A 22578-nucleotide genomic window follows, 5' to 3' on the forward strand; every position below is an offset into this window, starting at 1 on the left:
ATCGGTAGATAACACCAATACCCTAAAGAGCGATTTTTTTATCCTTGATCTTTAACCTTTAATGCTCGGATACTGTTCAGTACAGCCAGCACGGTTACCCCAACATCTGAGAATACAGCCTCCCACATCGTGGCAATCCCAAATGCGCCGAGTATAAGAAATATAGCTTTAACACCTAAAGCGAAAATAATATTTTGCCATACGATCATCCGTGTACGCTTGGCAATGCCGATAGCAACAGGAATCTTCGAAGGTTCATCGGTCATAATTACAATATCTGCCGCTTCAATCGCAGCATCGGAGCCCAGTCCGCCCATTGCGATCCCAACATCTGCTCTAGCTAGTACTGGGGTATCGTTAATTCCATCACCGACAAAAATAATTTTCTCGCGATGTGACTTTTCACGATCCAGCTTTTCGATGGCCTCTACCTTATGCTGCGGCAAAAGCTCCGCGTGAACCTCATCTACACCTAACTGCTTCCCAACATCTTCAGCTACAGAAGAAGCATCGCCAGTTAACATCACCGTTTTACGGATGCCAAGCTTCTTGAGGCTCTGAATAGCCTGCTGCGAGTCCTCCTTCACTTCATCAGCAATCACCAGATAACCCCCATACTGATGATCCACCGCGATGTGAACAACTGTACCGCTTTGCGCTGGCACCTCATAAGCTATGCCCTCTCGTTCCATCAGACGCGCGTTACCTGCAAGTACGGTCTTGCCTTCAATCGAAACCTCGATTCCATGACCGGAGATTTCGTTGTAATTCGAGATCGCTTCCTTAGAAATCTGTTCTCCATAAGCCGCCCTAATCGATTCGGCAATCGGATGGTTCGAATGGCTCTCCGCATAAGCAGCTGTCTGCAGCAATTCATCCTTAGACTTGCCACCTGACGGATAAATTCCTGTAACCTTAAATTGCCCCTTAGTCAACGTTCCGGTCTTATCAAAGACAACTACTTTCACGTCATTTAACGCTTCAAGATAGTTACTTCCTTTAATCAGAATACCACTGCGTGAAGCTGCTCCAATTCCTCCGAAGAAACCAAGTGGAATCGAGACCACAAGCGCACATGGACAGGAGATTACGAGGAATACAAGCGCCCGGTAAATCCAATCTGAGAAGGTTGCCCCGCTAATCACTAGCGGAGGAACGACAGCTAGCAGCACAGCTGTGATCACTACTATAGGTGTGTAAGCCCGTGCAAACTTAGTAATAAAGTTCTCTGTTTTGGCTTTGTTGCTTGAAGCATTCTGTACCAACTCCAGAATTTTGGATACGGCTGATTCACCAAAGGTCTGTGTAACTTGCATCGTAATAACGCCGTTCCGATTAATAAACCCACTTAATACTGTGCTTCCCGGTCCAGCCGAACGCGGTACAGACTCCCCGGTAAGTGCTGATGTATCCATCATGGCGCTTCCCTCAAGGATCGTTCCGTCCAGAGGTACCTTCTCACCCGGTTTCACAACAATCACATCACCGATCGCTACTTCCTCAGGGGAGACTCGTTTTAGATCATTTCCAAGCTTAAGGTAAGCAAATTCGGGACGGATATCCATAAGTGCCGTGATAGATCGACGTGAACGGTTTACTGCTAGACCTTGGAACAACTCTCCGATTTGGTAAAAGAGCATAACCGCTACGCCCTCTGGATACTCACCAATCGCAAAAGCACCGATGGTTGCAAGAGCCATCAAGAAATTCTCATCAAATACCTGACCCCTGATAATGTTCTTAACCGCCTGCCAGACAACCTCACTACCCACGATGAGATAGGCTGCTAAGAAAATCAGCAATTCTACTACACCCTCCACCGGTAAGAATATTCCGGCAAGCGCGAGTATCCCACCGCCACCTAACCGCAGTAGAATCTTACGGGTATCGCCTTCTCCATGCTCGTGGCTGTGGCCATGGCCGTGACCATCCGCACCATCATGCTTATGTCCGTCTGCAGCCTGATGATCGTGTTCATGGCCATGTTTGTGATCCTCTCCATGCGTATGACTACTGTTATTCTGCAGCTTGCGACTGCCCTGAGTCTTCTCTCTTACATTTACATGGGGCTCAAGTGCCTTCACCGTTTTCTTTGCTTCTACAATCGCCGATTCCTCATAACCTGCGGCGGTTTCCATCGTCATTGTCTTCGTAACAAAATTAACGGAACAAGACGATACGCCCTCAATTTTCTTCACTTTATCTTCGATTTTCCTTGCGCAATTGGCGCAATCTAAGCCTTCTAATTCCCACTGACGTTTTACTTTTCCTTGCATCGTATCCATACGGCACATCTCCTCAAATAAAAACCATATATGAGCACTTGTTCATATGTTTTCTTATTGCTATTATATTCCCTTTATTTTTGAAGGTCAATACGTCATATACACCATTTTTCTCCGCCCTCATAAAAATTAAATAAATTGATCTTTTCGTGAAAATATGGTAAATGATGTATGATCGCACCCGAGATGAATTGGCAACTAAATTACACAGAAGGAAGGATGAATGTAGACTATGTCAAAGCTAGCCAAGACGTCTTCTTTTTCACAGAAACACCCTGTTTGGACCGTTGTTATTATTGAGGTACTGTTACTTCTAGCTGTATCTGCCGCCGGGACTTACGCTACAATTAAAGAGCTTTCGTATACCGCCCCTGTACTGATCTCCTTTATTCCAATCGCGCTTGTACTGATCATCTACTTCACGGTTAAGAACAAATGGAGTGATCTTGGCTTCCGTCCTCTGAATACCATTTCCTCTGGGAAGTGGATCTATTACGCACCTCTAGCTGTCGTCCTGATCACCATATCCTTTAAAGGTTTTCGTGAGATCAGTACGTCTGAGGTGTTGTTCTTTATCTTCTTCACCCTGCTTGTAGCCTTTGTGGAAGAAAGTATTTACCGCGGATTGATTTTCAAGACTTTACTCACTAAGGGCGCTAAAACGGCTGTGATTACTTCAAGCATACTCTTCTCTATTACCCACTTGCTTAATGCTTTATCCGGTACAGACATGACGCAAATCCTCCTACAGCTCGTATATTCTCTTCTGATCGGTTTTGTGCTTACCTTGTTGATGCTGAAAAATAATAATATTCTACCGCTGATATTGTTTCATTTTGTACATAATCTGATTCAGTTTGTTGGAAATGATAATACAAGCGAATATATGGGGATCGATCTATTCATCCTTCTCGTACTCGCTGTGCATTGTCTCTGGCTGGCTCTATCCTTTAGAAAACCAACCCTATCGAGCAACCTAAATCAATCTAGTTAACGCAAAAGAGCGGTTCTCCAATAATCGGAGAACCGCTCTTTTTTTTGAAAAATACAACTATTCGTGACGGACATGCTCATGTGTCTGCAGAAAGATCTGCTCTACATGCGCATCGTTAAGCGAATAGAATACCGTCTTCCCTTCTTTACGACGCTTCACAATTCGTAAATTCCGTAAATAACGGAGCTGATGGGATATCGCAGATTGGCCCATATCAAGGATCACAGACAAATCGTGTACACATAGTTCTTTCTGGGACAAAGCGTAAATGAGCCGCACTCGTGTTGGATCACCCAACGCTTTGAACATCTCTGCCATTTTATCCGTTATTTCTCGGTCAGGCAGAATCAATGCAATGGATTCCGGTTCAAGCTCCGAACCCTTGCATGTGTTATCGCAATCTTCTAATGCCGTTGGCTCCATGCTATCGCCTCCTCCACCAGCTAGTCAGCTTTGCTGATTGTTTTCCTCAATTATATGAAAACCAGCTCTGGATGTCCATGGAGAAGGCGTTTATAAGAATCGCTGTAAATCAGACCGCTTTACGATAAAAGGAGAGTAGTCCTGCCGCAAAAAACACAATAAAACTACCGCCCACTACCATCATCAGCGTTTCGAACGGTAAATTAAAAGCCCCAAACGTGTCATCACCATACGGCATCATAGCCAACATCGGTTGTACCCAAGGATAATAGGGGCCATAGGTTGAAGAATTGGCGATCAGCATATTAGGAATGGTCAGACTCACATTCAGCGCCAGCGGTGCGCCAAAACTGCTCCAGCCTTGAGAGATAGCCAGTTGCAGTGCAGCGAGTGGCAGACAGGCAATAAAGCCGCCAAATACCGAGCTAAGCAGCAGCGACCAAGGGATCGAATCCGGAATATTTCGGAAAAAACCCATTCCCAGCACCATCACCAGGAACGTTAGTTGAACCGCAGCCAGCAATCCGATAATCATCACATATTTTGAGAGGTACACTGATAACCGAGTCACAGGCAGAGACAGCAACATCTTCCAGCCTCCGTCATGATGCTCATAACGACAGATCAGCGCTGCGAAAATACCCGAGAGCACAGGTAGAAACAGCAAGGCATGCATCATAGACATCACATTTAACAACAGTTCCCAACTCATCTTCTCCCCTTGATTATCCGCCAATGCCCCGGGAAGTAATGCTAAAATCGGACTGCCTATAACTAAAAGCCAGACATATGATTTAGACATTTTTAATCGTTCTGCCGACAACACTCTCCAAAATGAATTCATCGTTAATCCACATCCTTTCGTGCGAAGTGCAGTGCACCCGGCAAAAGAATCAGCAGCCCCAGCAGCAACCCTGCACCGCTAAATAAGAGACGATGCGAAGATTCCCAAGCCATATATGGCCATGTTAAAGGAACCCACTCCGAAAGTAACATGGAGAAGATAGACACCAGAGATAAGGTTATTCCAAGAGCAACTGGCAATGTCTGATTACGGTTAGCCAGAGAAAGCCACAGCTGCAAAGCGATAACCGGCAATGCTGCAATATAGGACATAAAGCCAATTCGTAACACATCCAAATACGGAATCAGTTCGACCTTGAAGCCCAAAACAAGCCCTAAACCAACTGTACCCACCGAGAGCAACAAACAAGAAACCGCCACTAGCACCAAACATAACACCAGCTTAGCCATAAATACTGAAGTACGTGAGATAGGTAGTGCCAAGAGCTGCTTCCACGAGCTCATCTGATGTTCTACATTTGCAATCAACGAGCATACTAAGGTCCCTCCAAGAAAGAGAGCAATGGGCACAAATGCAGCCACATTGTTCAGAAGCCCACCCCATAAATCCGCACTATACTGCTCGCGAAGATAATCATAACGAAGGCCGAAATTCAAGCCTTGCATGGCTACAAGTCCAAGCGGTCCAAGAAACACTAGAAACCAGAGTCCCTTGCCACGGATTTTGAGCCAATCCGCCGACAGTGCCCGCCACATCATGATTCCTCTCCTCCTACAACCTGCAGGAAGAAGTCCTCAAGTGATTGTCTCCGCTCCTCTACACGATAAATAGCATGCCCATTCTCTACCAACGCTTTGACTAGCAAGGCAACTCTTGCATCGATCATCCGGGAGAAGACTAGCTTTTGGTCTTGAAGTATCCCTGTGTACCCCCGTTCTTCAGCAAGACGCAGCGCGGCCTCCGGGTCCGAGACTGCTAACCGCATTTCTCCCCCGGCTTGCCGCTGCAGATTCGTTATACTATCTTGGTACACCATTTGCCCTTGACGAATAATCCCTACGGTATCCGCCATTTGCTCAATTTCACTAAGCAAGTGACTGGATACTACGACGGTAATCCCTTGCTCCTGCGGCAATCGTTTAATCAGTCCGCGAATTTCCTGAATCCCTGACGGATCAAGTCCGTTCGTCGGCTCATCCAGAATAAGCAGCTCCGGTTCCCCGAGCAAGGCAGCAGCAATACCTAGTCTCTGCTTCATCCCAAGGGAGAACCCTTTAACTGGACGTTTCTCTTCCCCTGTTAAGGAAACAATATCTAGCACCTCAGCAATCCGTGACTTCGGAGCACCAAGGATACGCCGGATGGCTTCAAGATTATCCACAGCGCTTAAGTGCCCGTAATAGGATGGAGACTCGACAAGCGACCCTACCTTCCGCAAAATTTGCAGTTTATGCTTGCGAAGATCCTGGCCGAAGACTTCAATCCTTCCTGATGTTGGAGTGATCAGTCCAAGCAGCATACGAATTGTTGTTGTTTTCCCTGCCCCGTTCGGGCCAAGAAAGCCATAGATCTCTCCCTTGCGGATGTTCAAATTTAAATTTTCCACCGCAGCCCGGCCACGGTATTTTTTTAATAAATCCTTCGTTTCAATCACTGTTTCTTTCATGTTCCTCACCTCGGTAATTAGCATAACGTCCCAAGGTTAAGAACAAGGCGGCACGAAGTTTAAGTTTTGTTTAAATTTGACGATATGGATGTTCAATGAAAATAAAGTCCTAGACCGCCGCTGTTTAATCAGCAAGATTTCTTAGAACAACGGCATAAGGGTAAGGCTTGGACTTGGTCGCCACTCCGTCCTTCTGTAGTCTGCGGCTTCTCGCAAAGGCAACAGTATGGGCGGCGACCGACGAGCGCTGTGCGAATCAGGCATTCAACATTACGAACGGCGACCTGTTTCGTTGGAATGAGTTATAGCCGAAAATCGCTCAATACTTTGGCATGGAAACTGCGCCTCCGTTGCAGATGTCTCTAGACGTTGTCATGGCGGACAAGGAGCAGCTTTGGAACAAAATGATTGAGAAGCATGGGCTTGCTCGGCATTCCTATAAAGACGTATCCTCTTGGCTATTCGGCGATTTCGTGTTTGCATGGGATTACGATTTTTTTGCCGACGGAACTACGGCTCGACGTTTAGGCTTTCACGAATTCGTCGATACCGAAGAAATGTTTATGAACATCTTTGACGACTTCCGCAAGCGTAAAGTCATCCCGTAAATTACCGTATAAATTAAGAATGCCTACCTTATACGTGCTCAACATTTGGTTTTGTTTTATGTGGTTTTATCTAATGTTCGTTAAAAAAGCTTTGCAGCGTTTCTAATTTTACGCATAAAAATCTCCGTTCTGTCCATTCTACTTTTGATTAAAACACAAATGACCCGCAGGAAGGGACACTTTTAAAAAGTGTTCCATCTTACGGGTCACCGTTTCAGAGTTGAGGTTTTTGTACTCCTATTCTCCGACCAACCCAACACTGATTGTATTGCCTTGAACAAATACCTGGAAGAACAGTTTAGTTCAGTCCTTGTCCTTTTTGGTGTAATTCAACATGATCGTTTTTGGCTCTGGATTATCCATTGGGTTCTATACCTCATGCGCCTTGACTTGTTATTTCTTCGATGGTGTTTCATTTTTGTGTTCAATAATTTGTAATACTTTTGGTTCAATAGCTTTTAACTGTTGTTCATTTGAACGATTACTTTTAGGAACTTCACCATTAATTTCACCTTGAATTTGTCCATCAACCTGTGTTTTTGCAATGACATCAATCACTTGTTGTTTAGAGACATTTTTAGATGCTGCAATCTCCACAACAGATTTACCTTTTGCTAATTCTTGTTTTAATTCTTCTGGGCTAATTTTTAGTAAAGAAAACAGTTTTGCATCATTTAGATAGGCATCAGCAGAATAATCAGGCTTACCATTTCTAGAGAAAAAACCTTCTACTTTAATGTTTGAAGGTGTAGTCTCACCTCCGATCAGAGAAACACTGATTGTATTGCTCTGAACAAATACCTGATAGAACGGTGTTTTTGATCCCTTTTTGGTGTAATTCACCATAAACGTTTTTTGATCCGGGTTCTCCATTTTCTCCATAGCAAATTCGTACTCTTCGATGTTGCCATACATTTTATCAATTAGATAATCTACCTTCGACTTGATTTCCTGATCGGATAAAGTAGTGAGTGGCTTCTCCTTAGGCTCCCAATTCTCTTGAATCACGTGTTCAATCGCACCCGTAATACCGTTTGTATGAAGGGTAATCTTTTTGCCGGTTCCTTCTTTTTCCTGCAGTATGATGCTTGTTTGGACACCTTGAACGTTGCTTGCATCGATTATCTCAAACGATTTTGTTTCGGGAAATGTGCTATACAGCTTCTCAAGTGTTGCTTTGCCAACCTCATCCGCCTTGACTTGTTCAGCATTCATTGGTGTTCTAGTAAACATTTCAATCAGGGTAGGGGCCGCATATGCTGCGGTTGGAATTAAAATCGCAGCAGCAACTATTCCACCAATTAATCGTTTTTTCATGGTTATTCCGCTCCTTTTTGGTTGCAAATATTGAGAATAGGATTGTTCTATTCGTTTGGAAATAGCCGGAGGGCACTCCATAGTTTCTGCCTCTTTGTGCAGATGTTCACGGATTTTGCGTTCAGTTAGCATTGATCTTTTCCATCCTTTCTGGGGGGAGATTCCATAAGTTTTTTCGAAGCGCCTGAAGGCCAGCATGATATCTGGACTTGACTGTACCCAGCGGAATATCGAGCAATGTCGCGATTTCCTCAAGAGTATAGTCGTGAAAAAAGCGGAGGATAATCACCGTTCGCTGTTTGTCGGTCAGTTTTTGGATTGCCTTCGATATCATTTGATTCGTCCCATCCATCAACACAGTAGGTTGATCCCAATGAGACTCTTCCCGAGAGAAGGCACGAATGCGTTCAAAAATTCGGAATCTCCGCCAGCTCTTGACCCGAAATCTCTGCACTTGACGGATTACCAAGCCGTGTAGCCAGAAGTGGAAAGGTCGGTTCGTATCGTAGTTAGCAAGTGATGTCCACATTTGCATATAGATCTCATTCATGACATCTTCCCGATCCTGCTGATGATCCACCAGAAAGGAGACTGTCCGGTAGACGTCCTGATAGGTGGCATCATACATCGTATGAAACGCCTGTTGATCACCATCTTTCATTTTTATGAGTAATTGGTACATGTATTCACTTTGCATTCAGAGGGCCCTCCTAAGTAAGCTGCTTACACACTATATTGCCTCTCTATCAAAAAAAGGTTCGGTTTTCTTTGTTTTTTTTTGCAAAAGGCTGAGTGTCGACGACCATCGATCAGGAAGACTACCAGGAGTGCAACGACCTTATGGCAGCCGTGGCCTGTCTAGTGCTTTATTTTTCAGTCTAATCACACTGATCACTGGCTGTCGTAAAGGGATACTAAGTATTTGGATTGACTCATATACTTGCTTCCGATTTGCTCCATGTGGCAAATATACATTTAACGCAAAACAAACATTACGTCCACTACGAGAATAAAACAAAAGCCGGATTCCTTAGAGTAGGAAAACCCGGCTTTTTAACTATTGGATAGTCCTTAGCGTATATTTTCGTTAAAATGTTGGCGGGGCCCCTGTAAGCATTGAATTAGCCAGAACGGTAGCCTTTCCCTCGTACTTTCTCTCTATATGCGAATCCCCCCAACGGCACATCAGATGTAGGAGTTCCTTTAGACTCCAGCTCTTAAATTCATTATTACGTTTCTTACCGAATGTCAGATGAAAGAGAATAACAGGTTTCCATTTCCCACCATCACCTCTAAAGTTGCCTCTACTGCAGTATTGTATATTTTTTCAGCCTTTTTCACACAACTTGCCCCTTTTCGAAATATTTCAACACAGGTCATTGGTAACTCCTGAGAATTGGAACCATTAAATGGCCCTATTAAACATTATAACTACAACCAAATATATTACGCTATTCTGCTCGTTAGTTGTTAAAACAGGTGCCGTTGAGCTCGTTTTTATTGACTATTTTTTCCCGTGAGAGCTTAATGACGATGGTAAGTCTAAGATTTTATTTTCTTTCTACAGCGGATTAAAGATTACTACGGAAGTGCCATCTCCTGTACTCTCCATATCCCACTCTAACTCCATATGCTTCATTAACAGATCCACGATGGACAGCCCTAATCCTGCCCCTTTGTAATCGGATGGACTCTGGATACCTCTGCCGTGATCCGTAATCAAAATAACACGTTGCCCATTACGGGACTCCGTAGAAATCCCTACATAAAGACCACTGCTGGCATGACGTACAATATTCTGAAACAGATTATCAAGAATACGGCGGAACCAGACCTCATCCACCATCCAGAACAGCGGTTCAGCCTCCAGGTCAATATCGATCTCGAAGTTCTCTTTTTCCCATACGGGGTACCAAGCAGCAGCACTTTCCCGCAACAAGCGCAAGACATCTTTACGCTCCTTCTTCAAAGTGATCCGTCCGCTGTTGAGGAGATTGTAGGATAAAAGATTCTCGATCAAGACGCTAAGATCTGCTATACGCTTATCCATTAGCTCTAAGGACTGTTGTCCTTGCGGGGTTAAGCTCTCTTTAGTCATTACATGGATGTGGCTACGAATAACCGTTAGTGGTGTACGTAAATCATGAGATAGGTTAGATACTAGACGCTTACGCAGCTCTTCCTCTTCGATTTCCCTCTTTCGACTTTCGTCAAGCTTCGCCACCATCGTGTTAAAAGCTTCCTCCAGTCTGCCAATCTCATCCAGCTTGCCCGTCATAATAGACTTAGGCATTCTATCCGGTCCCGTAATCGTCATCGCGGTTTGCAGCTGTAGTAGCCGTTTGCGTATTTTTCTAAAGAACAGCAAAGAAACCAGTGCGAACCCTCCAAAAAGTACAAAGAGCACAAAGTAATACAAAGCCCAAGCCCCGACTCCCCCATAAGCCCCTTTGTTGAGCAGCTTGTTTGGAATTTGCATTACCATAAACCCTTTACCCGCATCCACTCGGTCTCCCATAAAGGCGACGATGGCTAAAGGATCACGCTTTGTACTTTCTTTCATAAAAAAAATAGCCTCAGCCGCCGTCCACTGCTCCGGAACTCCGCTGCCATGATCCGGATTGCCTTCATCAGGTGTGAGAATCAACTGGGTCATTCCCTGCCCATCTACCCAAAACATAGTAGCCTCAGTGTATTTCCGGCTCAGTTCATGTAGCCGCTCATTTATGCCTTCCGAAGAAGCATCTTCCAATTGAAGCGCCTCTTTATGCCACATGGTCTCCAGCGCTGCAACACTCGAATACAGAGAAGTGTCTACAGGCGGAGCCCCTTTAGTCACTTCATTAACCATATTGTAGAGAACAAAAGATAACGGCAGGACCACAGGGATAAAAAGCAGTGCAGAAACGATAATAAGCAAATATCCCGATAGCAAAGAGGAGTTACGCTGCTTGCGAATGCGCCCTAACCCCCTCATGCTCTTACCCGATATCCGATCCCCCGGACAGTTTCTATAATTTCCGGATTGCCCGGATCAAGTTCTAACTTTTCGCGCAAATATCGTATATGTACCATCAAAGTTTTATCCCCTTCGAGATAGGCTTCTCCCCAGACGGCTTCATAAATCTGCTCCTTCGTCATAATCTGGCCGAGATGACGCAGTAAATAAGAAAAAATCTGAAATTGCTTACCCGTAAGCATGACTTCTTCCTGTGTCTGAGCATTTATTACTCGGTTATCCCCTTCATATACGACTAGGTGTTTAAGCGTGAGCGAATCCTGAACAGATGCCCCATTCCGCCTGAGCAGCACTTCAATTCTGGCTGCCAATTCATCCGGATGAAAAGGCTTCGTCAAATAATCATCCGCGAATTCAAGCCCCTGCAGTTTATCATCAATAGAGGTTCGCGCAGAGAGCATCAAGATCGGAAGCTTAGGGTACGCCCGCTTCAATCGTTGTCCGACAGTAAAGCCATCCAGGCCAGGAAGCATTACATCCAGAATGGCCAATTGACAAGGCGCCGCTTCCTCCGTCGCTCCCTCCCCGCTCCGCAGCCATCGTACACTATAACCACGCTCACTTAAATCCGCAGACACGACGCTGCCGATTTCATGATCATCTTCAATATATAACAGAGTAACGCTCATGTATTTTAAGTCCTCCCCTGAGAAATTACGTAAAAAGTTGAAGTCATTATAACATGTTTTAACAGGACACTCAGGGACTTATCTTTTAAAAAAGCCCTCCTAAACCCGTGGGGGATAGGAAGGCTTTCGGAATCGATATTAAATTGGTTTAGGGAGTCCACACGCCGTGCTCTTTATTACTGCCAACATACTCAATACGCGTTGGAGTAAGTTCAAGAATCACATAATTAGGGTCATCAGGCCCTGTAAACCATGGCTCCAGCTCTTTGTTCCACACCTTTGTGCGCAGCCCTTCATCTTTAGAAACGGCAACGGTGGCTTCAATCTCCAGCACGTCTTTGCTTCCGCCTGACTCATATCCAAGCAGTAAAAAAGCATTCGGATTATTAGATAATTCCTCCACCTTATGAGTTTTGCGATTCGTAGCTAAATAAATCTTCAAACCCTCATGGAAAATGGCCATGTAACGTACTTTCGGCTTATTTCCTTCTTCGATCGTACCAAAGGAACCAAACTTGTTGTCATCCAATGCTCTAATAATGAGTTGCTCCAGTTGTTTGTTATCCATTACGTAAATCTCTCCCTTCAAGCATGTAAACAAAAGTTTATATATCCAAGCTCACCGTTTGGATTTATCATAACAATGGTGCTTATTATAATGTACCCTTCCGGTTCACATTGAATCCGACCTTACTCCATAAACTACTTTCAATATAAGGAGCTTACTTCGTGAAAAAACTGATCTGGATCGGCTGTCTTTCCTACTTTGTCATTGGCCTTGCTCATGTAGTGCTGGGATCTATTCTTCCCGTTCTGCTACAGCATTATGACCAAAATTATAGTGCCGGCGGGCAATTAATCTTTAGTCAATTTGCTGGTTTTCTGGCTGGTGTGCTTGTCTCTCCCCTACTCAATCGCCGTTTTGGGAAACGAGGAGGCATCATTATCGCCACCGCTCTTCTCCTGACTGCTGAGATTGCGTATGCTTTTCTACCCCCTTGGGAGTGGATGTATGTCATTGCTGTTGCGGCTGGCTTTGGTTTCGGTATGATCGAAGCCGTCATCGGCACCATCATTATCGGAGCTGTGACAGAAGGAACCGCGATTGCGATGAGCCGACTTGAAGTCCTATTTGGGATAGGAGCACTTGTAATGCCTCTTATCGCCAGTCCGCTCATTGCTACCGGAGCATGGAGATTGGCATTCCTAATTGTCGCTGGCTTCTCATTACTTTCCCTCATTCTCTGGGGAAGAGGCCATTTTGGGAATCTGCAGCGCATACTGGACGAGCGAGCACCTCGCAAAGTCTCAGCATCCGCACATTCCTCGCAGTCCAGCACACAGCTTCCGTATAAAGGGAAACAATGGATTCTGCTGGGCATCTTCATCCTTTTCTTCTTTCTTTATGTAGGTACGGAGATGAGTCTGGTCAACTTTATGCCCGCCATCTTTATCGCCAAGCTAGGGATGACAGAATCTGCGGCGGCGCTGACAGTCACTTTCTTTTGGCTAGCTATGTCTACGGGAAGATTGTTTGCTGGAGTGATTGCAGAGAAAATTTCTTACCGTGTATATATTTTAAGTAGCTGTTTACTGACCTTGTTACTGCTGGCTCTTTTTCCGTTCACAGATAATCGATTAGCTGCATTCATCGTAATTATGCTACTTGGGCTATTTATGTCCGGTATTTTCTCCATAGCTCTAGTCTTCTCCAGCAAGATGCTGCCAGGAGCCGAAGAATCAACACCCAGTATAATGATCGCTGCTGGAGGTGTCGGTGGAGCTCTGCTGCCCCTATTTATGGGCTGGTCTATGGACCATCTAAAAGTGGCACAAACTGCTGGGTTACTTGCCGGTTTTGCCGCCTTCTTGTTCTTGCTGAGCATTGCCGCATGGAGGTTCCAATCCAGGCAAGCAGTCCAAAGAAAGAGTTCCAGTATTTAGAATGTTAGAATGGTATCAACCTAATCCTTTTAGGGTAATGTCATCTATAAGCATATTCTGAGCACAAGGATGGACGATGAATGGATAAGCTTTCAACTGAGCCTTTATTACATACTGCGCTTATGCAGTTTATTTTTCCCTTTTCAATAAAAAAGGGCGATTCTAAGAAGCTTATCCAACAATTGCAGGATGATGGCTTCACACGTTTTTTTCTGGATAATAAAGCGCTAGAAAATGCCTATTACGGAGAAGGCCACTGTGTTTCCCATGAACGGATGGAGCGCACCTATTTACCGTTTGCTGCACACATTCTTTTTCCACGCAAGAAGGATGTTGACTCTTTCCGCCGCTTTTCCAGAGTCAATAATCTGGACTGTATTCTAGAGATTCCTCAGCAGTCTATATTTTTTAAAATTCTCTCGACGGATATATTCATATGTCCTTTTCAGCTTGGATTTGTGACGATACGTGTCCAGCTTGAGGGGGATTCGATTCCCTTTAGTATTGCACTGGAATTCGCGGACCGCTTCCGGACGCTTGAGAATACCTTCGTACAGGATGACTACACCTATATCCATTGCGGAGAACAGACCTATGAGATGGTAGAGGATTTTGTCTTCCGAAATCTGGTGGATGGACTGGAGCCTTTTCTGGATCACTCGGATATTAATGGGGCTTATTTCGAGACCCTTCCCTTTTTCGTAGATGAAAGAATGCAGGTGCAAGCCTTTTATGGCTTTCAGAGTGAAGGAGATTCTGATGAGATTAGTATAAATATGCGCTATCGCGCCTCTCAGCTTGATGGAATTGATCTGAACGGGAAGCCCTATGCCAGTGCCAGCGATCCAGCGTATATTGCGAACTACTGTCATGAGCATTCCTATAATCGATGGGGCCCAGACTCGTATTATATGATGAATGAGCAGACCTTTTGCTGTCTGACCCGAGCTGAACCAAAGATCGCCGTTAGCCTGGCCAACCAGATGTACGGGCAATATTATTACGGATTTCTACTCAATATTTTCCACAAAATTGTTCTGCTAAAGCTGGCAAATATGCATTCCCGACTACGCATAAACCACGATTATGATGAGATCGATAATTTAATCTACTCGATTAATAAATTCTCGGCAAAGTTTTATTTCTTGGAGCTGATTTCACAGTCGCAAGGACGGGAGATTTTTCTTCAGCTGCGTAAAGTATACGGAAACGACGCTCTGTTCGAGGAAGTGAAAGAAACCTTGACTGACCTGTTTCAGTATCAAGACAAATTCCAGTCGAAGCGCCGGGATAATCTGCTGATGATCCTCACTGTATTTACGGTGGTAAGCGGGATTTATGGCATGAATCAAGTCATTGACGATCTGGATGGAAAGATTCAATGGAGTAAGATGGTTAGCTATTCCCCCTTTGAGTTTCTTGCTCTTTTCGTGATTATGAGCGGGATAATGATCAGTGTTGTCCTTACGCTAGGTGCTCTGGTTACTGAGCTTAAGCGGCGTCATCGCAAGAAACATAAAGATCTGGATTAATGAAAACGGACGGAGAGATTTGAAAAATTTAGGAGCGTGCTACTAGACATTCCGAGAACAGCCGTCTATAATACACCGTATGCAAGCATAAACGCCTTCAGCGTCCTTATAAAGACGATTAGCGTTTAAGCGAGAAATACCCGTTAACTTCATAGAACCAGGGGTGCTGGAATTGGCCGGCTGAGATTGTATCCCACAAGATACTGACCCTTATACCTGATCTGGATAATGCCAGCGTAGGAATCGCCAATTGGTTTTGGTCCCTGTGACCTTTACTAACCTTGCGCCAAGCCAGCGTCCCGATCACTCGGGGCGCTTTTTTTGTGTAGATCACAAAAGATGTAGAAGAAATGTACATACTACACTTTATGGTTCATGTTGGATGACGGGATCTGGCAACCTTAAAGGAGAGAAGAAGACATGCAACTCAAAAAAGCACTTATGCTTAGCCTCACCTGTATGCTCATTCTTGCGATTGCCGGATGCGGCAGCAACAATGGGAATACAGCCGGAAACAAAGGAAATGCTGCGGATTCGAATGCAGCGACCGGATCAAATGCTCCGAAAGAGCTTACCAAAGTTAAGGTTGCACTGGATTGGACACCGAATACGAACCACACCGGTCTATACGTAGCCAAGGATCTTGGTTATTACGCGGAAGAAGGTCTGGATGTAGAAATCGTTCAACCTGGCGCAGCGGGTTCTGATACTATGGTTACCTCTGGCGAAGCCGCTTTTGGGATCAGCGCTCAGGAAGGATTGACTCTAGCCCGTCTACAAGGCGTTCCCCTTGTCTCGATTGCAGCCATTATTCAGCATAATACTTCGGGATTCGCCGCTCCAGTAGACCGCAATATTAAATCACCAAAAGATTTTGAGGGTAAAACCTACGGCGGTTGGGGCTCTCCTGCTGAAGAAGCAGCCATGAAGGCGATCATGGACCCTGTTGGTGGCGATGTGAAAAAGGTGAAGCTAATCAGTATTGGTGAAGCTGACTATTTTACCGCAGTCAAACGTGACATTGATTTCGCTTGGATCTTCTACGCTTGGACAGGTATTGAAGCCGAACTGCGTGGTGAGCCTCTGGATATGCTCTACTTGAAGGATTATGCGCCTCAGCTCGATTATTACACCCCTGTGCTGACCACGAGTGAGAAGCAGATTTCTGAGAATCCAGATTTGGTGAAGGCTTTCCTGAAAGCCACATCGAAGGGTTATCAATATGCGATTGATCATCCAGAAAAGGCTGCCGCTACATTATCCAAGGCTGTGCCTGACCTTGATGCAGAGCTTGTCCTAGCTAGCCAAAAATGGCTTAGCCCGAAATATAAGGACGACGCCCCACGCTGGGGAGAGCAAAAAACCGAGGTCTGGCAGAATTACGGCGACTGGATGTATGATTTGAAGCTGCTGGACAAACCGCTGGATGCAGCTAGTGCATTCACGAATGATTTTTTACCGGCGGAGTAAATAACAATTATTAATGAATTACATCGTTATCAAAGTTGGCTTTTTGAACTTACCTATACAATTTGAGAGGATTGATTATTGTGGCTAACACATTATTAAGCATTCAAGTAATTCCTAAGACTCCAAACAATGAGGACTCCATCCCCTACGTAGATAAAGCGATTGAAGTTATTCAAAAATCTGGCGTTAAACATCAGGTGAATCCACTGGAAACTACTATGGAAGGTGAACTGAGCGAGCTCCTGGAGGTTGTACGTCAAATGCAAGAGGCGCTGATCGAAGCAGGTAGTCCAAGCGTGATCTCCCAAATCAAAATCGCTCATAACCCTAACGGAATCAGCATGGATAAATTGACGGAGAAATATCGGCCGTGAGATCGACCTGGAAGCTAATATGGCCGCCCCTTGTGGCGGTCGTCTTCTTTTTAACCGTATGGCAGTTATCTGTTTCTCTATTCCATATCGAATCCTGGATTCTGCCGAGTCCTGCTGATATTGCTCGCGAATCCACCAGTAATGCCTCAGGTCTCTGGGCTCATACGATGGCTACGCTCCGACTCACATTAATCGGTTTTCCTATTGGTACAGGTGTAGGCTTGATCGTCGCTCTACTTTTGCATCTTTTACCTTGGGCTAGACGGGCTTTTTATCCACTCATTATTCTGAGTCAAAATGTTCCCTCTATCGCACTCGGACCACTGCTTATCATCTGGTTTGGCTTCGGTCTTTTGCCCAAAATCGTGCTGATTACACTGGTATGCTTCTTCCCGGTAGCTGTCGCTGCAATGGGCGGCTTGTCTCAAAGTGATCAGGTCATGATGAATTATATGAAAATGGCGGGCGCAAGCAAGTGGCAAATCTTCACCAAGCTGGAGCTTCCGTCTTCTATCCCGGCACTATTTTCCGGTGTGAAAATATCAGCTACCTATGCGGTTATGGGAGCCGTGGTCGCTGAGTGGATTGGCGCGGATAAAGGGATTGGCTATTATATGCTCCTGCAAAAATCGGCTTACCGTACGGATCGGATGTTTGTCGCTATTGTTATTATTGTGCTCCTTAGTCTTGTGCTTTTTGCGATTATCGCCTTGCTCGAAAAATGGTTAGTTCGCTGGAAACCGCGCCGTAACTCATAGAAAGGAAGATGCCTGTATGTCTCAAGCGACGCAAATAGAGCAAAGAACAACTGAAATCATAAGCTCTCCTGAAGCTCATACTGCACCACCTGCTCTTGAAGTAAGCGGCATCTCCAAGTCCTTCACCCATCGTCGCCGCGAGACGAACGTGCTTAACAACGTCTCTCTTAAGGTAGAGCAGCAAGAGTTCGTTTCGATCGTCGGTCCTTCCGGCTGCGGAAAAAGCACCTTATTCCATATGATCGGCGGACTAGTGAAGCCCGATGCAGGAACGATCCGCATGAACGGCAGAGCCGTTACGGGTCAACGTGGTGAAATCAGTTATATGCCGCAGCAGCCTGCGCTTTTTCCTTGGCGAACGATTGAAGATAATGTACTGCTAGCCGGGGAAATTAAAGGCGCTCTGCAGGATGGAGCTCGTGAAGAAGCGCGCCAGTGGCTCGCCAAGGTTGGCTTGAATGGATTCGAACAGGCTTATCCGCATATGCTGTCTGGTGGGATGCAGCAGCGTGCTGCTTTTCTCAGAGCATTGCTGGCTCCGCAGGAGTTGATGCTGCTCGATGAACCTTTCAGCGCACTGGATGCACTAACTCGCAGTGAAATGCAGCGCTGGCTGCTGGAGCTGTGGGAGGAGAATCGCCGCTCCGTGCTATTCATTACCCATAACATCGAAGAAGCGTTGCTGCTCTCGAATCGTATTTATGTATTCTCGGGTCGCCCCGGCTCCATCCTACATACTGTTGATGTGCCATTTCCACGGCCACGCCGCGATGAGATTACGGATTCCCCGGAATTCCTTAAACTCAAACGCCAGCTGTCACAGTGGATGCGAGAAGAACAAGCTAAAAGCGAGAAGTAGCTTTTTGAATAGAGGTTACTCCACTCATTTTAAACGAGAGATTAAACAAAGAACCGCCCGGGCTTCAATTAGCCCAAGCGGTTCTTTTGTTTTAAACAGAATAGCAGTTAAATCTTATTGTGCTTGTACAAACTCAGCAGATTTAATCCCTGCTTGACGGCCGAAAATAATGATTTCTGCTACAGAGTTACCGCCGATCCGGTTTTGACCGTGCAATCCACCTGTAACTTCACCAGCCGCATACAGGCCAGGAATAGCAGCGCCGTCTTTATTTAATACTTCTGTGTTCGTATTGATCTTCACGCCGCCCATGGTGTAATGAATCCCTGGGGCGATCTTAATAGCGTAGTAAGGACCCGCGGACAAATCGTTGTCCATCCCTGTTGTTCTGCCGAATTCAGCATCGTTCTTGTTCTTTACCGCGCTGTTCCAAGTATCAAGTGTCGCTTTTAGCTTATCGGCTGGAACACCGATTTCTTTCGCCAATGCTTCGATGGTATCCGCTTGGATCACGAAGCCCATTTTGTCATATTGTTCAATTGCTTTCACGCGTGATTTGACACCGGAATCAAAGACAAGCGTAGCCGCTTTTTCAGGAAGTGCATTGATCGCTTCGGTAACTTTATCACGTGTAGTCAATTCGTTTACGAACCGTGTGCCTTCGCTATTTACGAGGATAGAACCTTCGCCGCGTACAGCTTCCCCGATCAGATAAGATTTTTCTTGTTGAACTGTTGGGTGAACCTGGATTTGATCCATATCAACGGTGGTTCCGCCAAGTGCCTCAATCATCTTGATGCCGTCGCCGGTACTGCCGATTTGGTTAGTCGTTACGTATCCTTCCAGATCAGGTCTAACTTTTGATATCATATCCATGTTGGATCCAAAACCACCTGTTGTTACAACAACTGCCTTCGCTGTAATGGTTTTTTCATCAGCTTGGTTAAAGAGTACTTTGACGCCGTTAGCCTTACCGTCTTTTTGAGTAATTTCTTTAACATCCGCGTTCACAAACAGTGGAATTTCTTTTTCTTGTACGTTTCTAACCAATCCTTTGACAAGGTATTGGCCTACCGCAGAGCCGTCTTCTGGACGATGGGTACGTTTTTCGCTCATGCCGCCTGTGATTGTAATATTGTTCAGCTTGATTCCGATCGAATCCAACCAATCGATTGCACTTGCGGAATTGTCAACGAAGAAACGAAGCATCTCTTTATCGTTCGTGTCATGGCCGCCCTTTAGTGTCTCTTCATAAAACTTATCATTGCTATCTTCAATGCTTTGCTCTTTTTGAAATTTCGTTTGGGAAGCGTTCATTCCTGAGGAGGATTTACTTGTATTCCCACCTGCAACCGGCATTTTTTCTAAAATAACAGGGTTCAAGCCTTTGGCCTTAGCTTCCAGTGCAGCAGACATTCCTGCACCACCAGCACCAACAATAACGATATCATAATTATCTTTTAATTGATCCAGTGGCGAGTAACTAGCTTCTGATGCACCTGATACGGCTTCAGCTTTATCATTTTTGGCCGTCTCATTTACCTTACTTTTGTTCTCGTTGCCATTACTATTACCTGCGCTGTTGCTATTACTGTTACCGCAGCCTGCGATTACGAGCATGACAGAGAGAATGAGAATGAGAGCAGTACTTGTTGTCTTCTTCATCTTTATAACGCCCCTTTGTGAATGTTTTCACATTTATGATAACGCAAAGTCGATGTTTTGTGAAGGTATTTCTGTAATTAGTTATGATTACTGTTACATTTCCATGTATATTTTCATTTAAATTTTCATAAAAATTCTCGCTTTCAATATTTCCGCAGCTTACTACTCAAAAAAAGCCACCCTTTTCAGGGCGACCATCTGCCTTATTTTCTAATCCTTTTTCCATACAGGGTGTGCAGGCTTAACTAAGCAACCCGTAATTTGAACGCTACTGGATCACTTATGGTATATAAGCTATAACTTCAATTTCTACGAGCCCATCCTTAGGCAGACGTGCTACTTCAACAGCGCTGCGAGCAGGGTATGGCTGAGCAAAAAACCTTCCATAAATCTCATTCACCTTAAGAAAATCATTCATATCCTTTAGGAAAACGGTCGTCTTTATTACCTGATCCATGCTTGTACCCGCCGCTTCCAGTATGGCTTTGACATTCAGCAACGACCGTTCCGTCTGTTCCTCAACCGTAGCAGGAAAAGTCCCCTTAACCGGGTCTAGTCCGAGTTGTCCTGAAGTATATAGGACGTTCCCAAGCTTTACAGCTTGAGAGTAAGGTCCAATTGCACCTGGTGCATCCGTTGTTATTACAGTTTCTTTATCCATATTTGTCATTTTAAAAGACTCCTTTATCCAGCTTGTTCATTAGTGTTACCGTCATATTCCTTTAACATTTCTGCCTGTTGCTCTGGCGTTAACTTCGCGATACCGAATCCCGTGAAGCCCCATATCGTCGCAAAGATTATTCCTGTCCAACAGAGAACAGCCCAAGGTAAATAATCTAGCGTTGCAACACCCAGCGTACCCGCCATATAAGCACCTGCAGCTGTCCAAGGCAGAATAGGCTCGGTAATCGCCGCTGAATCCTCGATGGTACGTCCCAAGTTCTTCGGATGCAAGCCCCGACGGATATATGCTTCACGCAGCATTTCACCTGGCATTAAGATGGATACCTGACCATTACTTGTAACTCCGATCATCGTAAGACCTGTAACAATTGTTGCTACGATCATTGAACCTGTGGAATGGACGAACTTCAAAAGCTTATTAACAATCAATTCCAAGGACTTCGTCAGAGATATGGTTCCAGCGAACGTGATTGCACAGAAGCAAATGAGAAGTGTACCCATCATGGAGTTCATTCCGCCACGATTTAGAAGACGGGGTACATCTTCAATAACGTTGGCAGAATCAAACCCAGCTACTTGAACCATAGAAATATTAAATCCATTAACAACAGAAGATACGACATCATTCAAAGTAAATCCCTGGAATACAAGTGCGTTAGCCATAGCGAACATAGAAGAGATCAGCATGACCGGTATTGTCGGTTTCTTCGTAATTGAACCATACAAGATAATTAATACGGGTACTATAAGCAGCAGATTAAAGTCATAAATTGTATTCAACGATCCCATGATTATTCCAACCTTCTCCGGAACAATAGCACCTGCGGCATCTGTGTTTAGGCCTGTTATAATAAAAACAACGCTTGCGACAATAAAGGAAGGAATTGTGGTATACAATAAATGTCCAATATGCTCATATAGATTGACACCTGTTGCTAACGCCGCAATATTGGTTGTGTCTGAAAGCGGTGACAATTTATCACCAAAATAAGCACCTGCAACTACAGCACCAGCCACTGCTGCCAGGTTTGCATCCATACCCGCGCCAACGCCCATAAAAGCAACCCCGATCGTTCCCGCTGACCCCCAAGATGTGCCCGTACAAAGCGAAACAGCAGCTGTCGCAATAAATGCGGTAATAAGCAGAAATTGTGGACTAATAATTTTCAATCCATAGTAAATCATCATCGGAATCGTTCCACCAACCATCCATGCCCCAATCATAAAACCAACCATGATCAGAATAAGAATGGCGGGCATCGTTTTCGCGATCTTACCAGCGATAGATTCTAGTATGTCGTTATAGCTATAACCAAGAATAATCGCGATAATACCAGCAACAACCGCTGAGGTAATAATAAGTGGTTCTGGTGGTAATTCAAACAACACATACCCTAAACTAAGTAGCACAATCATCGTAATAATCGGCAATAGCGCTAAGAACATCGTCGGCTGTTTCTTGACTCTTGGTGTTTCTGATTTGGACATGATTATTATCCCCCTTGATACGGATCTGAGAAAGGCTACTAACGAGGTCTTTCAAGGT

The 22578-nt window shown here is 44.9% G+C and carries 20 protein-coding genes, 1 pseudogene and 1 riboswitch; of the genes and pseudogenes, 8 read left to right on the plus strand and 13 right to left on the minus strand.

Going from position 1 to position 22578, the window contains the following annotated elements; translation table 11 throughout:
- Nucleotides 1-38: 38 nt before the first annotated feature.
- Nucleotides 39-2285 (minus strand): heavy metal translocating P-type ATPase, encoded by a 2247-nt coding sequence (locus PAENI_RS18020; RefSeq protein ID WP_149646217.1) that lies wholly within the window; start codon nt 2283-2285, stop codon nt 39-41.
- 232 nt (nt 2286-2517) lie between these two features.
- Between PAENI_RS18020 and PAENI_RS18025 the strand changes: the two genes are divergently transcribed.
- Nucleotides 2518-3279 carry a CPBP family intramembrane glutamic endopeptidase gene (locus PAENI_RS18025; protein WP_149646218.1) on the plus strand — a complete coding sequence of 254 codons (762 nt, stop codon included), beginning with the start codon at nt 2518-2520 and terminating at the stop codon, nt 3277-3279.
- A 57-nt stretch (nt 3280-3336) separates the two neighbouring features.
- On the opposite strand, the gene PAENI_RS18030 is transcribed toward PAENI_RS18025, so the two are convergent.
- The 4 genes from PAENI_RS18030 to PAENI_RS18045 form a co-directional block, all read right to left on the minus strand.
- The gene (locus PAENI_RS18030) at nt 3337-3702 is read right to left on the minus strand and encodes an ArsR/SmtB family transcription factor (RefSeq protein ID WP_042184384.1); all 366 of its coding nucleotides are present in this window, start codon (nt 3700-3702) and stop codon (nt 3337-3339) included.
- A 109-nt stretch (nt 3703-3811) separates the two neighbouring features.
- Nucleotides 3812-4546, minus strand: a complete 735-nt coding sequence (locus PAENI_RS18035) for an ABC transporter permease (RefSeq protein WP_149646219.1) — start codon at nt 4544-4546, stop codon at nt 3812-3814.
- Nucleotides 4547-4548: 2 nt separating this feature from the next.
- Nucleotides 4549-5265, minus strand: a complete 717-nt coding sequence (locus PAENI_RS18040; protein ID WP_076285176.1) for an ABC transporter permease — start codon at nt 5263-5265, stop codon at nt 4549-4551.
- Nucleotides 5262-6173: an ABC transporter ATP-binding protein gene (locus PAENI_RS18045; protein ID WP_042184378.1), complete on the minus strand. Its 912-nt coding sequence runs from the start codon at nt 6171-6173 to the stop codon at nt 5262-5264. Before PAENI_RS18045 ends, PAENI_RS18040 begins: the two co-directional genes overlap by 4 nt.
- Before the next feature lie 114 nt (nt 6174-6287).
- Between PAENI_RS18045 and PAENI_RS32960 the strand changes: the two are divergent.
- Nucleotides 6288-6781: pseudogene (locus tag PAENI_RS32960) on the plus strand (Rossmann-fold NAD(P)-binding domain-containing protein); the annotation flags it as partial.
- A gap of 393 nt (nt 6782-7174) precedes the next feature.
- Here PAENI_RS32960 and PAENI_RS18055 read toward each other — a convergent pair.
- The 5 genes from PAENI_RS18055 to PAENI_RS18080 all read right to left on the minus strand — a co-directional run bounded on the left by PAENI_RS18055 (nt 7175) and on the right by PAENI_RS18080 (nt 12314).
- On the minus strand, nt 7175-8230 hold the full coding sequence (locus tag PAENI_RS18055) for a hypothetical protein (protein WP_188114611.1): 1056 nt from the start codon (nt 8228-8230) through the stop codon (nt 7175-7177).
- The gene (locus PAENI_RS18060; protein ID WP_149646220.1) at nt 8220-8795 is read right to left on the minus strand and encodes a sigma-70 family RNA polymerase sigma factor; all 576 of its coding nucleotides are present in this window, start codon (nt 8793-8795) and stop codon (nt 8220-8222) included. Before PAENI_RS18060 ends, PAENI_RS18055 begins: the two co-directional genes overlap by 11 nt.
- 864 nt (nt 8796-9659) lie before the next feature.
- Complete coding sequence (locus PAENI_RS18070; protein WP_149646221.1) at nt 9660-11075, minus strand: HAMP domain-containing sensor histidine kinase; 1416 nt, start codon at nt 11073-11075, stop codon at nt 9660-9662.
- Entirely contained in the window at nt 11072-11746 is a 675-nt protein-coding gene (locus PAENI_RS18075) for a response regulator transcription factor (protein ID WP_042184374.1), read from the minus strand. The genes PAENI_RS18070 and PAENI_RS18075 overlap by 4 nt, the downstream gene beginning before the upstream one ends.
- 148 nt (nt 11747-11894) lie before the next feature.
- Complete coding sequence (locus PAENI_RS18080; RefSeq protein ID WP_042123646.1) at nt 11895-12314, minus strand: pyridoxamine 5'-phosphate oxidase family protein; 420 nt, start codon at nt 12312-12314, stop codon at nt 11895-11897.
- 161 nt (nt 12315-12475) lie between these two features.
- Here PAENI_RS18080 and PAENI_RS18085 point away from each other — a divergent pair, with 161 nt between their 5' ends.
- From PAENI_RS18085 to PAENI_RS18110, 6 genes are all read left to right on the plus strand, one after another.
- Nucleotides 12476-13690, plus strand: a complete 1215-nt coding sequence (locus PAENI_RS18085) for an MFS transporter (protein ID WP_042184370.1) — start codon at nt 12476-12478, stop codon at nt 13688-13690.
- 80 nt (nt 13691-13770) lie between these two features.
- Nucleotides 13771-15222 (plus strand): hypothetical protein, encoded by a 1452-nt coding sequence (locus tag PAENI_RS18090; RefSeq protein WP_149646222.1) that lies wholly within the window; start codon nt 13771-13773, stop codon nt 15220-15222.
- 149 nt (nt 15223-15371) lie between these two features.
- Nucleotides 15372-15482, plus strand: a riboswitch (TPP riboswitch).
- Between the two features lie 160 nt (nt 15483-15642).
- A complete protein-coding gene (locus PAENI_RS18095) occupies nt 15643-16692 on the plus strand; it encodes an ABC transporter substrate-binding protein (protein WP_149646223.1) in 1050 nt (349 codons plus the stop codon).
- 80 nt (nt 16693-16772) lie between these two features.
- Nucleotides 16773-17066 (plus strand): thiamine-binding protein, encoded by a 294-nt coding sequence (locus PAENI_RS18100; protein ID WP_036682688.1) that lies wholly within the window; start codon nt 16773-16775, stop codon nt 17064-17066.
- The gene (locus tag PAENI_RS18105; RefSeq protein ID WP_076300092.1) at nt 17063-17824 is read left to right on the plus strand and encodes an ABC transporter permease; all 762 of its coding nucleotides are present in this window, start codon (nt 17063-17065) and stop codon (nt 17822-17824) included. Before PAENI_RS18100 ends, PAENI_RS18105 begins: the two co-directional genes overlap by 4 nt.
- Before the next feature lie 16 nt (nt 17825-17840).
- Nucleotides 17841-18683 (plus strand): ABC transporter ATP-binding protein, encoded by an 843-nt coding sequence (locus PAENI_RS18110; RefSeq protein WP_149646224.1) that lies wholly within the window; start codon nt 17841-17843, stop codon nt 18681-18683.
- A gap of 114 nt (nt 18684-18797) precedes the next feature.
- Here PAENI_RS18110 and PAENI_RS18115 read toward each other — a convergent pair whose 3' ends face one another.
- The 3 genes from PAENI_RS18115 to nhaC all read right to left on the minus strand — a co-directional run bounded on the left by PAENI_RS18115 (nt 18798) and on the right by nhaC (nt 22520).
- On the minus strand, nt 18798-20348 hold the full coding sequence (locus PAENI_RS18115) for a flavocytochrome c (RefSeq protein WP_149646225.1): 1551 nt from the start codon (nt 20346-20348) through the stop codon (nt 18798-18800).
- Between the two features lie 280 nt (nt 20349-20628).
- Nucleotides 20629-21018, minus strand: coding sequence for a RidA family protein (locus PAENI_RS18120; RefSeq protein ID WP_410477476.1), 390 nt, complete (start codon nt 21016-21018; stop codon nt 20629-20631).
- A 14-nt stretch (nt 21019-21032) separates the two neighbouring features.
- The gene (gene nhaC / locus PAENI_RS32265) at nt 21033-22520 is read right to left on the minus strand and encodes a Na+/H+ antiporter NhaC (RefSeq protein ID WP_149646226.1); all 1488 of its coding nucleotides are present in this window, start codon (nt 22518-22520) and stop codon (nt 21033-21035) included.
- Nucleotides 22521-22578 lie beyond the last annotated feature (58 nt).

It is taken from the genome of Paenibacillus sp. B2(2019) (assembly GCF_008370385.1).
Lineage (GTDB): Bacteria > Bacillota > Bacilli > Paenibacillales > Paenibacillaceae > Paenibacillus_AQ.

Bases quoted from the DNA above. Each gene is read 5' to 3' on its own strand.
- PAENI_RS18115 (WP_149646225.1), bottom strand. From the start codon at position 20,348: ATGAAGAAGACAACAAGTACTGCTCTCATTCTCATTCTCTCTGTCATG.
- PAENI_RS18080 (WP_042123646.1), bottom strand. From the start codon at position 12,314: ATGGATAACAAACAACTGGAGCAACTCATTATTAGAGCATTGGATGAC.
- PAENI_RS18040 (WP_076285176.1), bottom strand. From the start codon at position 5,265: ATGATGTGGCGGGCACTGTCGGCGGATTGGCTCAAAATCCGTGGCAAG.
- PAENI_RS18020 (WP_149646217.1), bottom strand. From the start codon at position 2,285: ATGGATACGATGCAAGGAAAAGTAAAACGTCAGTGGGAATTAGAAGGC.
- nhaC (WP_149646226.1), bottom strand. From the start codon at position 22,520: ATGTCCAAATCAGAAACACCAAGAGTCAAGAAACAGCCGACGATGTTC.
- PAENI_RS18110 (WP_149646224.1), top strand. From the start codon at position 17,841: ATGTCTCAAGCGACGCAAATAGAGCAAAGAACAACTGAAATCATAAGC.
- PAENI_RS18030 (WP_042184384.1), bottom strand. From the start codon at position 3,702: ATGGAGCCAACGGCATTAGAAGATTGCGATAACACATGCAAGGGTTCG.
- PAENI_RS18075 (WP_042184374.1), bottom strand. From the start codon at position 11,746: ATGAGCGTTACTCTGTTATATATTGAAGATGATCATGAAATCGGCAGC.
- PAENI_RS18045 (WP_042184378.1), bottom strand. From the start codon at position 6,173: ATGAAAGAAACAGTGATTGAAACGAAGGATTTATTAAAAAAATACCGT.
- PAENI_RS18060 (WP_149646220.1), bottom strand. From the start codon at position 8,795: ATGCAAAGTGAATACATGTACCAATTACTCATAAAAATGAAAGATGGT.
- PAENI_RS18090 (WP_149646222.1), top strand. From the start codon at position 13,771: ATGGATAAGCTTTCAACTGAGCCTTTATTACATACTGCGCTTATGCAG.
- PAENI_RS18025 (WP_149646218.1), top strand. From the start codon at position 2,518: ATGTCAAAGCTAGCCAAGACGTCTTCTTTTTCACAGAAACACCCTGTT.
- PAENI_RS18035 (WP_149646219.1), bottom strand. From the start codon at position 4,546: ATGAATTCATTTTGGAGAGTGTTGTCGGCAGAACGATTAAAAATGTCT.
- PAENI_RS18055 (WP_188114611.1), bottom strand. From the start codon at position 8,230: ATGCTAACTGAACGCAAAATCCGTGAACATCTGCACAAAGAGGCAGAA.
- PAENI_RS18095 (WP_149646223.1), top strand. From the start codon at position 15,643: ATGCAACTCAAAAAAGCACTTATGCTTAGCCTCACCTGTATGCTCATT.
- PAENI_RS18070 (WP_149646221.1), bottom strand. From the start codon at position 11,075: ATGAGGGGGTTAGGGCGCATTCGCAAGCAGCGTAACTCCTCTTTGCTA.
- PAENI_RS18120 (WP_410477476.1), bottom strand. From the start codon at position 21,018: ATGACAAATATGGATAAAGAAACTGTAATAACAACGGATGCACCAGGT.